8 protein-coding genes are annotated in these 12,566 nt (G+C 42.2%); 4 read left to right on the top strand and 4 right to left on the bottom strand.

The window, feature by feature from the left end; translation table 11 throughout:
• Window positions 1–74 precede the first annotated feature (74 nt).
• Window positions 75–3,155 carry an ATP-binding response regulator gene (locus NSS82_RS20845; protein ID WP_256718370.1) on the top strand — a complete coding sequence of 1,027 codons (3,081 nt, stop codon included), beginning with the start codon at window positions 75–77 and terminating at the stop codon, window positions 3,153–3,155.
• On the opposite strand, the gene NSS82_RS20840 is transcribed toward NSS82_RS20845, so the two are convergent.
• Complete coding sequence (locus NSS82_RS20840) at window positions 3,142–3,687, bottom strand: CDP-alcohol phosphatidyltransferase family protein (protein ID WP_076106418.1); 546 nt, start codon at window positions 3,685–3,687, stop codon at window positions 3,142–3,144. The genes NSS82_RS20845 and NSS82_RS20840 overlap by 14 nt on opposite strands.
• Before the next feature lie 166 nt (window positions 3,688–3,853).
• Between NSS82_RS20840 and NSS82_RS20835 the strand changes: the two genes are divergently transcribed.
• A complete protein-coding gene (locus tag NSS82_RS20835) occupies window positions 3,854–4,987 on the top strand; it encodes an SGNH/GDSL hydrolase family protein (protein WP_076106416.1) in 1,134 nt (377 codons plus the stop codon).
• Window positions 4,988–5,055: 68 nt separating this feature from the next.
• Here NSS82_RS20835 and NSS82_RS20830 read toward each other — a convergent pair whose 3' ends face one another.
• The 3 genes from NSS82_RS20830 to NSS82_RS20820 form a co-directional block, all read right to left on the bottom strand.
• Window positions 5,056–6,741 (bottom strand): ABC transporter substrate-binding protein, encoded by a 1,686-nt coding sequence (locus NSS82_RS20830; protein WP_036688689.1) that lies wholly within the window; start codon window positions 6,739–6,741, stop codon window positions 5,056–5,058.
• Between the two features lie 105 nt (window positions 6,742–6,846).
• Entirely contained in the window at window positions 6,847–8,457 is a 1,611-nt protein-coding gene (locus NSS82_RS20825; RefSeq protein ID WP_036688687.1) for a response regulator transcription factor, read from the bottom strand.
• 4 nt (window positions 8,458–8,461) lie between these two features.
• Complete coding sequence (locus NSS82_RS20820) at window positions 8,462–10,273, bottom strand: sensor histidine kinase (protein WP_036688684.1); 1,812 nt, start codon at window positions 10,271–10,273, stop codon at window positions 8,462–8,464.
• A gap of 143 nt (window positions 10,274–10,416) precedes the next feature.
• Here NSS82_RS20820 and NSS82_RS20815 point away from each other — a divergent pair, with 143 nt between their 5' ends.
• Window positions 10,417–11,373, top strand: a complete 957-nt coding sequence (locus NSS82_RS20815) for an ABC transporter permease (RefSeq protein WP_036688682.1) — start codon at window positions 10,417–10,419, stop codon at window positions 11,371–11,373.
• 15 nt (window positions 11,374–11,388) lie between these two features.
• A complete protein-coding gene (locus NSS82_RS20810) occupies window positions 11,389–12,261 on the top strand; it encodes a carbohydrate ABC transporter permease (protein ID WP_036688680.1) in 873 nt (290 codons plus the stop codon).
• Window positions 12,262–12,566 lie beyond the last annotated feature (305 nt).

Here is a 12,566-nt window from a genome sequence, read left to right as displayed (position 1 = left end):
TATAGCACTATTAAATACTATTGACGAATGAGGAGTCTATGAGAACTTCGGAGAATAAAATTAAGTTAAGTCATATGTTGTACATAGTAGTATTCATCTGCCTGCTGATTGCAATACGCTGGAGCTGGTACAATCATTTTACTTTATCCAATGCCCCGGTAGTGGAGCAAGGTGTGCTCGATTTGCGGGGAGTAGACCTTGAATCACTAAGCTCTTTTCCATTGGATGGAGAATGGGAGTTTTATCCTCAACAATGGGTGAATGCCGCCAATATGGATCGTATTTTAAAAGGTCGGATGCTTCAGGTGCCGGGTAATTGGAGTACCGCATTTAATCCTTCAGAGCAAAAGAAGGCATATGGATACGGAACTTATCATTTGCGGATTCTGCTAGATCGCCCCTTGTCTGAGCCACTTAGCTTTTGGTTCCAATCCATCTATACTTCTTCTGAAGTGGAGATTAATGGAACAATTCTCTCACGGTTTGGAGTGTTATCTGACGAGAAGGAAGAGCATGTTTATGTGACGAAAGCATTCTTAATCAGTTATACACCTACAGATCAGAAGCATCTGGATCTGTTTGTCCGGACGTCAAACTATGAGTCTCCACTAAAAGGGGGCATAATTCGGTCCGTGGAGTTTGGCATTCAACATGAGGTAGACACTATATACTGGAATTCCATTGGCTTGCAGCTAGTCGTAGGGGTCATGCTTCTTCTACATGGGTTGTATTTATTGATTATCTATCTGATGGATGTACGAAAAACAGAGCTGATTATTTTTTTCCTAATGATGGTCGCTGCGGCTGTATCCATTGGGGTTGAACATAATGGACTGTTGTTCCGGTTTCTTCATGTTGATTTTGCCTGGATGTTGAGGTTAAAGGTTCTTTCGTATATAGGGTTTTGTCTATTCCTTTTATTGATGGGAAGAGAACTATTGGGGAATCGACGGAAAGGCAAGGCGTTTTATAGTTACATCCTGTCAGTTCTCATTTTTACTTTATTTATTATTGTAGGTCCTGAAGAGGCAGTGTTATATATCATCGGAAAAGGGTATTACATGATCCTGTATTACGTTCCAGTGTGTTGGACGGTATATTATTTTTGGAAGATGGTATCCTTACGAGCTGAAGGTGCTCTATTTTTATTGTTTTCAGTGTTAGCAGTACTAAATAATATGTTGTGGGGGGCTGTCTACTATGCCGGTAGCTCACAATTCATGTTTTATCCCGTAGATTTAATTGCTGCCCTTGCCGCATTTTCCGCCTATTGGTTTAGGAGATATTTTCATCAATCCCATCAAAATGTGTTACTGAACGCTCAATTGGCGGAATCCAATAAATTAAAGGACCGTTTTCTAGCCAATACATCACATGAGCTGCGCACTCCACTGCATGGGATTATGAATATTGCCCAAAGTGTGTTAACAAGAAAAAAACATGTGCTGGATGAAGAGAGCCAGCGTGACATGGAATTGCTAATTATGGTCAGTCGCCGGATGTCGCTTATGCTGAATGACTTGCTTGATGTTGTGCGATTGCAGGATAAGCGGATTGTGATGAATATAAAGGTCTTGCAAGTGAGGTCATTGGCTGAAGGTGTACTGGATATGTTACGCTTCTTAACCGGTGGGACGAAGGTAGAGCTTCGAATGTCTATAGATGAGAAACTGCCTCGTGTTTATGCGGATGAGGAGCGATTGGTGCAGATTCTGATTAATTTAGTTCATAACGCACTAAAGTACACCGAACAGGGAAGTGTTGAACTGGCCGCAGAACAAGTAGGTGGGGATGTATGGATACATGTTACGGATACAGGAGTAGGTATGGATGAAGCTTTGAAAAAGCGTGTTTTTATGCGCTATGAACAAGGGGCTTACGGTCAAGGCGGCATTGGGCTGGGACTTAGCATCTGTAAGGAGCTGGTCGAACTGCATGGCAGTGAATTATTGCTGCAATCGCAGCCGGGTCAGGGAAGTAAGTTCAGCTTCAAATTACCTGTAGCTAAAGGGGGCCTGCAGTCATCTATTCCAGATGTTCATACAGAAAAAGATTCGGATCCGTTGTCACCATTCAGCACGTGGATAACTGCTGAGAAATCAGCTATGGTGGCTGCCACCTATAATACAAAGGAAGTAGAGGCACTCTCGAAGCTCGATACAGACGCTGACATCATACATGTGCTGGCGGTTGATGATGATTCGGTCAATTTAAAAGTTCTGCAAAATATTTTATCAGATGGAGCTTATCGGATTGATACAACGACTTCAGCCCGTGAGGCGCTGGATATGTTGCATCATGAGCAGTTTGATTTGGTTATCGCTGATGTGATGATGCCGGGCATGTCTGGTTATGAATTGACAAGATTGATACGCGAGCGGTTCACGATGTATGAACTTCCTATTATTCTATTGACCGCCCGCAGTGAGCAGGAGGATGTCTACGCAGGTTTCTTGGCTGGCGCTAATGACTATGTAACCAAGCCAGTAGATGCCATAGAATTGAAGTATCGTGCTTCGTCGCTCACTTCTATGAAGCAAGCAGTCAATGATCGTTTGAGAATGGAGGCTGCTTATTTACAAGCGCAGATCCATCCACATTTTCTCTTTAATACATTAAATTCGATTATGTCCTTGAGTGATTTTGACACTGTCAAAATGAAAGATCTTTCAGATGCGTTCACTACTTATCTGCGGATCAGCTTTGACTTCTTAAATGCAGGCAAACTTGTTTCGCTGTCGCAAGAGCTGGAGCTGGTCGAGAATTATGTATATATCCAGCAGCAGCGTTTTGAGGAGAGGCTGCAAGTTGAATGGGAAGTAGACGCGAATCTCCAGCTTCTAATTCCTCCGCTGACGATTCAGCCACTGGTCGAGAACGCCGTCCGGCATGGGATCTTAAGTCGGGCAAAAGGTGGAACCTTGCGTATTCACATCGAGACACATGCGGAGGCTGTTCATTTTATCATTGCAGATACGGGGATTGGAATGGATGAAGCTCAAGTCAGCAAGTTATTACAGCCCAAAAGTCTTAAGGATCAAGGAATTGGTCTCCTTAATACAGATCGGAGATTAACACAATTATATGGACAAGGCTTGAAGATTCAAAGTATTCCTGGGGTGGGAACTACAGTGTCTTTCATTATTCCTGATTAGGATGGTTGTAAAACCATCCTTTTCTGTCCAGCTGTAATTGAGTGGATGTGATTTGGATGATCAATTCTTCCACGGCGGATAAGGTTGCAATTATACAGACAATGGTTGTCCAAATGGTGTGGGTACTATGGGAAAGCCATAAAGGAGTTATAAATAAGAGGAGCCCGGTAAGTTTATTGCCGTAGGTATGGATGCTTGCGTAAGTTTTGAATCTCCGGAGGGCGATCCCTATCGATGTTATGCGGATGACCGCGATCAAGAAGATCCATAAGATGAATTCGAGTGCAAGACCCAGAAACGGATACAAAGTAAATAAGCAGATCCCGATTAGTATCGTGTCGGCAGCAGAATCCAGCTTTGCTCCGAGATGACTTGTTGTGCCTGATTTTCGGGCAATTGGACCATCTATCAGATCGGTGACTCCGCAAAGGATATAAATTACAAGAAAGGCCGAACTTAGGGGCTCGAAGAATAACAGCATGATTGCCAAAATAATTCTGCCAAGTGTAATACAATTAGGTATAACTTTCAACTTCAATCCCACCTTTGTTCATGACCTCATTTAATTTTATTGTACCAGAGGCAGAGTATATGCTATATGCTATATGCTATTTGGAAAAGGATTATAAGATAGTATTGAAGAAGTAGTGAAGTAGAAGTGTAGATTAGGATTCTAGTGGTAATTTAGGAGGGATTTTATGAAGCAGAATACAAACTTAAAGGTACATACATTAGCTGATATCGAACATCTGAAAATTCACGGCAGAACAACAGGTTTACTTTCTCCACTAACGTTATTTTGGACAGGCAGTGCGGTCGAATTAAATGTTAAAAGTTCTGAGCTATGGCTTGAAGTAGAAGCAGATTATGATGTTTATGAACCTTGGATTAGCATCCTGATCAATTCTGTTCCTGTTAGCAGACAAATGTTAGTAGCAGGCCGGTATTGGATTTGTGTATTTAGAGGCATGAATGAACGTGTTGTGAAAAATGTACGTATTGTAAAAGATGTGCAGGCAATGAGTGGAGACCCTGGCTGCTCTTTGCAGATACATGCGGTGAAGATGGATGGGAAATTTCTGCCGGTTGCGGACAAACCCCACAAGATAGAGTTCATAGGTGACAGTATAACATCCGGTGAAGGAAGTATAGGTGCCAAGGCTGAAGAAGACTGGATTCCAATGTGGTTTAGTGCCATTAACAACTATACTAGCATGACGGCAGATGCTTTAAATGCAGAATATAGAGTTATTTCTCAAAGTGGCTGGGGCGTCCTTACTAGCTGGGATAATAATCCGCACGGTAATATCCCTGATGGTTATGAACAGGTTTGTGGTCTTCTAACTGGAGCAAAAAACGAAGCTTTAGGAGCTTTTCAAGAACACTCTTTTGAATCCTGGCAGCCAGATGTTGTGGTAGTTAATCTAGGAACAAATGATGGGGGCGCTTTTCAATCGCCAGAATGGAAAGATGAGGTAACAGGGGAAAGCCATAAACAACGCTTAAATGAAGACGGGACCTATCATGAGGATGATATACAAGCTTTTGTCGATGCCGCCGAGAAATTTCTGATGAAGCTTAGAAAAAATAATCAACATGCACATCTCGTATGGGCATACGGGATGCTTGGTATCCCCATGATGCCGGCGATCTACCGAGCGGTCGATGTTTATAGCAAGAAAACAGGGGACAAGCAGGTTTCAGTGTTGCAGCTTCCAAATATGACGGATGAGACCATAGGGGCAAGAAGTCATCCGGGAGCATTAGCTCATGAACAAGCGGCAAAAGAGTTGACGGGGTATTTGAAAGGGATTCTAGCGGGCGAAAGTTAATGATGAATTCATAAAAAAACAAGCCGGAGCGTAAGGAACACGCTCCGGCTTGTTTTATTTACTTTAGTCTATTTGGTGGATACAGACTTGAACCATTCGTTAACTTCTTTGGTGATTTGGTCACCACCATTTGCTTTCCAGTTGGAAACAAAGGAGTCAAAGGCATCTACTGGAAGCTTGCCGTAAATGATTTTGTTGAAGGTTTCCATTTCGGATTGACGAAGCAGATTCCATTTGGATACCATCGTTGGTGTCGCAGCACCAGTGAAATAGTTCTGTCTACGAATGTCTATTTGCGACATAACAACTTTTGCAGCGGCCCAGTTTTCCGGTTTACGGAACTCAGCCATTTGTTTTTCATAAGGAGTTACAGGTGTTTCACCATCAGCAAGTTTAACCAATGTCTTCATGAACAGATCAGGAATACGAGCCGGTCCAGTTAAGAAAGGAAACTCATTGGAGAAGTCTTTAATCTTCTCTTTATCACTAGTAGGCTTTCCATCAATCATGTCCCAATCGTAGCCTTTAGCAAAGCCGTATTCAAATTCACTACCAGCTGCAGGATTAGCTAGGTTATCAAGCAAGTAGTTGTAGTATAAGAAAATTGCTTCAGGGTGCTTAGCATCTTTGTTAATCATGATACTAGCGTTTACCCCAGAGTTCTGCCATTTGGTACCGATGAGTCCGTCTGGACCTGCTGGAACCGGATAAGCTTTGATCTTCGCTCCAGGTACATTTTTCATAAGATCGGGAGCCGGCCAGTCTGGAACCCAGTTTGCCCCTGGTAGAATACCTGCGGCGCCTTTTGTCCAGCTTTCAGCAGATTTACCTTCATCCCAAAGTGCGGAGTCTGTGTGAATATAACCTTTTTCCATCCACTCACTAAGCTTAGCAAGGGCTTGTTTAGCACCAGGATTAATGGAACCGTATTCTAGATTGCCATCGGCATCTTTATTCCATTGTTCCTCAATCGTACCATAAGCACCGAATAACCAGTCGAGTTGGCCCATCCAGGTGTTTGTATTGTTTTTCAAAGAAATCGCAAGTGGGAAAACATCTTTAGGTGCTAGACCGTCAGGGTTTTCGTTCTTGAATTTGTCCATAATGATCTCAAGATCGGCGATTGTTTTTGGAGCTTGAAGGTTCAGCTTTTCCATCCAATCTTCCCGTAACCAGAGAAGGGTATCGTCATTATCGGTATATTCAAGGATCGGCATATTGTATTTCTTACCGTCTTTTGTGAATGGATACCAAAGTTCTGGGTGTGCTGCAGCATGATCTTTTAGAATTTTATTAGCATACTTGTCAAACAACTCATCAATAGCAATGAACTGACCGGAATCAATCAGTTGATTGGTCAACACTGCATTGGTTGGTACAGAAACGAAGTCAGGCAGCTTTTCGCCAGAAGCAATGGCAAGCTGAAGCTTTTGTCTGTATTGATCGTCATTGGCAGGATACCAAGTATCTTTATGCTTCATGCCCAGTGTTTCCAGCATCCAGCGATCGTGAACATTGTTCTCTTTTGTATCGCCTTGAACATATTTCTTCGGCATCAATACCGAACTGAACTCGATGGGTGGATCGTATTTACCTTTTTCAAAAGCAGCATCTGCTTCAGATAAACTAGTCTCAGACGATGTGGTATTGTTTTGTTTGGCGTTTTCATTATTTCCGCCGCCACTGCCGCAGGCTGTGAGTGTGATAAGTGCTGTGACCGTTAACAACGACCACATTTTTTTGAACTTGATCATTCTTTAATTCCCCCTACTGTGTATGATCTTTACAAGTGTAACTTTAACAACTAGTCGGGGATGGCATCTATATGAGATTTTTAGTTTCGATAGGACTCTATCATGCTATTTATTATTGTCTCGATATTCCTGCGGTGTTACTCCGAACTGTCGTTTGAATACTTTTATAAAATAAGCAGGGTCCATATAGCCAATCTCCATGCTGATTTCATAGACTTTTTTAGAAGTGGTTTTCAGCTTATGGCAGGCCCGATCCATGCGCAGGCGCGAGATATAATCGCTTATTCCTTCACCCGTTTCAATCTTATAAATTTTTGATAAATGAGTCGGATGGAGGTTTACATGGTCAGCCAGAACCCGTAATGAAACATCTAAATGCAGGTTTTTGTCTGTGAAATCTTGAATCTTTTTCACATATTCAGACCTGATGTCTTTAATTTCGTTAGACGTTCCCTCTTTCAATTTGCTCAGGATGCTGAGGGACCATTTTCTAAGTTTACCGATGGTCGAGAACGCTTCACCGCTTTGCAACCAACCGAGATCGTCTCCCACTAAGTTAGCTAGAGTATGTCCATTTCGGTGTGCGAGATTCGTGAAGGATGCAGTGATTAAAAAACCGGCCTCCATGCAATGCTCCCACGATTCAGACCATTTCTCATCCAGCTCCGCGCAGACAGCGAGTAATTTCTCTTCCGCAGCATCCCAATGCCCACTTTCAAGCAGGTGAATTAGTGTCGGCGGGGTGTAAAGGGCATCCAAAGGTCCTTGGGTAGTGGAAGGTTCAAATTCGCTGACCCGCATTACGAATTCGCGCTCGTCTCCCACGATCTGCCGGAAATAAGCTGTAGCCTGACGGAAACGGCTCGACACCTTCTCGGGAAACTGGAACCACTCTGTGATTACTATGGACAGGGAACCTTTCAGAAATTGCTTAACCTTATACTGAAGCTGTAAAGAAAGCTTTTCTAGGATGGTTTCTTTGCCGATGTCGGATCCTTTCTCTTTAAGCTGAAGCAGAAACACAAGATATCCATGTTCTTCTTTAACGCCCCAGACCTGCATGAATTCACCCATAATCTCTTCAGCCATATTGATGATGGCATATTCAATTAAGGTTTGATCATTATTGTTATAATGGCTAAATTCTTCTTCCATGCGTACAAGCATCAAAGCGCAATCGCCAGAATGGAAGGGCAAATCATAATTTACGAGCTTCCGTTCCCATTCGCCAGCTTGAAATTGATGACCTTGCAAGGCATCAAGCAGCAGTTGACCACGTAAAAGCGGCAGATTTTCCCGTAGGGTAAACTGGGTTCGTTTAAGCGAACTGATAAGTTCCCATTCTGTGTTCAATTGCTCGATGGCAGTTTTGACTGCACCGATGATTTCATCATCGGTAGGTGGCTTAAGCAAATAATCGACTGCATTATGCTGGAGTGCTTTTTTGGCATAATCGAACTCCGAATGGCCTGATAAAATAATGCATTTAATCTTTTTATCACGTTTTCTTATCCGCTCTATTAATTCAATTCCCGTCATTTCGGGCATTTGGATATCCGAGATCACAATATCAATCGGGTTGGTATCGATAATTTGTAGCGCCTCACGTGCCGAATACGCTTTATGCACCTGTTCAATTCCTAGCGTATGCCAGGGTTTAGTCATGGCAAGATTATCTACCCAGTGCGCTTCATCGTCTACTATAATCATTTGCATGTTGTTATTCTCCTTGATGATTCTTAAATTTAGAATATTCATCCTCAGTAGGGATTTCCCAGATAATCTCTGTTCGGAAACCTCCAAGAGGGGATGGTTTAAAGGTTAGACAGGATTGATTACCGAACAGGTGCATGATCCGCTGATTCGTATTCCAGAGCCCACAGCCCATTTCTTCCTGCAATGGCTCCTGCATTTTACGATTCAAAGCTTCTAACTGCTCCGGATTCAAGCCAGGCCCGTCGTCATCAATATAAATCTTGCAGAAGCCGTTCGAAATTTCACCACTAATGCTAATCTCACCCGATGAATACGATTTGGCCACTCCGTGAATGACTGAGTTCTCCACAATAGGCTGAAGCATTAAACGTGGCACAGACTGGCTTAACATGTTCTCAGGGATTTCGATATGATAATCAATTCTGGCATTGCGCAGCTTTTGAATATCCAAATAGTTGACGAGCAGCTTGATTTCTTCATCCAGTGACGCGGTTTCCCGTTCCATTCGGGTAGTATAACGATAGTAAGCACTTAAATTATAAGCCATTGAGACAACAGCGTCCTCATCCTTCATCTGGGCCATATTGATAATATAACCAAGGCAGTTATAGAGGAAATGCGGATTGATTTGCGCCTGCAGTTGCTTAAGTGTAGCTTCGCGGGCACGGATTTTCTCATTGAACACATTCTCTATCAGGTCTTGAATTTGATGGGACATATCATTAAAGCGATGGAATAGAAACGAAAACTCGTTCCGGCCCTCGTTATGAAGACGTACAGAATAATCTCCACGCTGCACGCGCCGTAAGCCTTTAATTAGCTTTTTGATAGGGTACTGAACATTTCTGTATAGTAATATGGAAGCGGAAATTCCCATAACAAACAGCAAAATCATCGAGATATAGAACAAATCCTGACTGAGCGAAATGGGTTTTAGGATTTGATATAGAGGGACAACATCTATTAAATTCCAATCCAAATAGGAGGACTTCACAGAGCTGACCAGGTAGTTCTTGCCATTGAGTTTGACCACATCCTGCGTAGTGTTCTCAGGTGAGTGTTTATCCAGGTAACGAATGAGTTCTTCAGATAACTGCTTGTCCGCACTGCGATTCAGAATCGGAGAGTTCCCTTTATGATAGAGAAAAGGATCACCTTGTCCACCTTCCTTGTACGTATCCAGCATGTTCTGAATATTCTCATAACTGAAGCTGGCTTCAATCACCAAGTTGCTTCCCGTCAACATCCCCGGCTGAGCTAAGGAATCTGTATAGAACCAGTAGAAGGATTTTAGCTCGTCTTTAGATTCCAAGCTATGATCGCCATACGTCCATTTTCCACTCATATTTCTTTTTAAGTAATCCTCATCATACCCAAATGCTCGATTGTAGTTGGAGATGACATCTTTATTTTGCTGTGAATGTACGGCATATCTGGCAGGCCAAATATCTGCAACCCCGGATTGAAGCACCATCTTTTCCTGAATGACATACCGGGTTTGCATCTGATCATATCGATCAGCCCAAATGTTTAATCCGTTGAAGGCTCTGACATTTGGATCTCTAGAAAGGATAAGGGTGAAGTCCATCATCTGATTAATACGTGAATCAATTTGACTGGACAGAAAAGTGAGCTGCTTCGTATTGGACACCTGCAGCTCTTTACTCACAACATCGTAGGTGACGTTATTTGAAAAGGTATACATGATAATGATGGGGATGAACAAGAGTATGATGAGGCAGTTTATTTTGGCAAACAAACTAAACCGGGATTGTGTTAATTCTCTCAGGGATGTAAAGCGCTTCCAAATATTCATAAATGTACCCTCCAGATGATGTCCTAATAAAACCATATCAAGCCTAACAATGTTATATAGTCAAACCTGAGAAACGCCTGATACTATTTATAGCAGAGATCCCCATCACACACAAAATATTTTTTTGGGAACAGGAGAGAGCTATGGAGGCTAATTCAATACAGCAGGTAGGCCTGGAAAATAAACCAAGTATAAAAAGAAAAAGAAAAAAAGGCTATAAACAACCATGGGTGCTCCACTTCATGGTATTACCGGCGGCAATTATGGTTTTTATTTTTTCTTATATCCCCATGTCAGGAATACTCATGGCATTTCAGGATTATAAGCCTGCATTAGGATTTTTTGATTCCGAATGGGTCGGACTTAAGCATTTCAGGTACATGTGGGAGAACGATTATTTCCTGCAAATTACTTGGAATACACTGTTTTTTGCTTGCTCCAAAATTGTTTTGAACCTGATTATTCCTTTTATATTCGCCTTGTTGCTCAATGAGGTAAGGAATATGGGTCTTAAAAGATCTATTCAAACACTCGTCTATCTACCGCATTTCTTGTCTTGGGTTACCCTTTCAGGAATTCTGATCGATATCCTAGCACAAACAGGGATCGTCAATCAGTTTATTTCGTCCGTTTTCGGCATAAAACCGATCTTTTTTCTAGGGGACGGCAACTGGTTCCGATTTACCATCATAGCCAGTGATGTTTGGAAAGAATTTGGTTTCAACACGATCATTTTCCTAGCTGCGCTATCCGGCATTAATCCATCACTTTATGAAGCTGCTGAAGTGGATGGGGCAGGTCGCTGGAAGCAAACGATGTATATTACCATACCAGCACTTATTCCAATTGCTATTGTAATTGCGACCTTGGCACTGGGCAATGTATTAAACGCCAACTTTGACCAGGTATTTAACCTATATAGTCCTTTGATCTATCAACAAGGGGATATCATTGATACCTTTGTGTACAGAGAAGGTCTTCTGAGCGGACAATTCAGCTTTGCGACCGCAGTTAATCTTTTTAAATCGGCAATTAGTTTAATTCTAATCGTTATTTCATACCGACTTGCCTATAGATTTGCAGGGTACAGAATTTTCTAGAAAGGATGACAACAAATGTACCATAAAACCCTTCCATATCGAATATTTAGCATATTCAACAATGTGCTCCTAACTATCCTTTCGGTGCTCTGCTTGCTGCCATTGTATCACTTACTCATGGTATCTCTTAGTGCGTCCGCCCCAGCCAATGCTGGATTGGTCACCTTTTGGCCAATTGGCTTTACTTTGGAGGCCTATGCAAAAACTTTTAACAACACTAATTTTCTTACATCCCTGTGGGTGTCGGTAGAGCGGACAATACTAGGAACAGCACTTGCACTGGTAGTAAATACGGTTGCAGCCTATGCTCTTTCTAAGGAAACTAGAGTTTTCCGGGCGCGTAATATCTATCTTTGGTATTTTGTCGTAACCATGCTGTTCAGTGGGGGTCTGATTCCGGGATATATCCTGATTCTAAAGCTCGGGCTGATGAATTCTTTGATGGCACTTATCCTACCTGGATTGGTAGCCGTATTTAACATCATTTTGCTGCTGAACTTCTTCCGTGGTGTACCTAAGGACCTTGAGGAAGCAGCCTTTATTGATGGGGCAGGACATTTTAAGACCTTTTTGAAAATATATTTACCAGTCTCCTTACCAGTCATTGCAACGGTTTCTCTATTCATGATGGTGGGTCATTGGAACTCTTATTTTGACGGTATAATCTATATCAGAGATTCGGATAAGCTGCCGCTGGCGACGTTTATGCAGACCATTATCGTTCAGGCAGATATGTCCAAGCTTGATCCGTCAGCTGTAGCTAACTTGTCTCAACGGACCATACGGGCTTCACAGATTTTCATAAGTGCGCTACCAATATTGTTGGTTTATCCATTCCTGCAACGTTATTTTGTAACAGGGATCGTAGTGGGCGCTGTAAAAGAATAATCAAAAAAGAGGGAGTTACTGGACTAGTCCATGTAGCTCCCTTTTTTTGTAGGTATGGCATGAAAAATAGACACCCGAGATGAATTGCGCCTTCTAAAATACGGTGCTATACTTTTGGCATGAAATATGCTCGGAGGTGGTACAGTGCTAATGTTGAAATGCCCATTAGCTAGAAGTTCCTCACGCAAAGCCTAATATAGGGCGATACTTTGCGTGAGGTGCGATGGATGGATATATCGCCCAACTTAATTTTATCGTTTCTATAAATGGGCTTTGCACCTTATGAACTTTTAATATAAATAAGG

The sequence above is a fragment of the Paenibacillus sp. FSL H7-0735 genome (assembly GCF_038008505.1).
In the GTDB taxonomy this organism is placed as follows: domain Bacteria; phylum Bacillota; class Bacilli; order Paenibacillales; family Paenibacillaceae; genus Paenibacillus_AQ; species Paenibacillus_AQ odorifer.
This window is presented reverse-complemented; position numbering and strand designations above follow the sequence as displayed.

What these genes read in the sequence shown, in the direction of transcription:
- NSS82_RS20845 (WP_256718370.1), top strand. Translation starts at nt 75, where the DNA reads ATGTTGTACATAGTAGTATTCATCTGCCTGCTGATTGCAATACGCTGG.
- NSS82_RS20835 (WP_076106416.1), top strand. Translation starts at nt 3,854, where the DNA reads ATGAAGCAGAATACAAACTTAAAGGTACATACATTAGCTGATATCGAA.
- NSS82_RS20830 (WP_036688689.1), bottom strand. Translation starts at nt 6,741, where the DNA reads ATGATCAAGTTCAAAAAAATGTGGTCGTTGTTAACGGTCACAGCACTT.
- NSS82_RS20825 (WP_036688687.1), bottom strand. Translation starts at nt 8,457, where the DNA reads ATGCAAATGATTATAGTAGACGATGAAGCGCACTGGGTAGATAATCTT.
- NSS82_RS20820 (WP_036688684.1), bottom strand. Translation starts at nt 10,273, where the DNA reads ATGAATATTTGGAAGCGCTTTACATCCCTGAGAGAATTAACACAATCC.
- NSS82_RS20815 (WP_036688682.1), top strand. Translation starts at nt 10,417, where the DNA reads ATGGAGGCTAATTCAATACAGCAGGTAGGCCTGGAAAATAAACCAAGT.
- NSS82_RS20810 (WP_036688680.1), top strand. Translation starts at nt 11,389, where the DNA reads ATGTACCATAAAACCCTTCCATATCGAATATTTAGCATATTCAACAAT.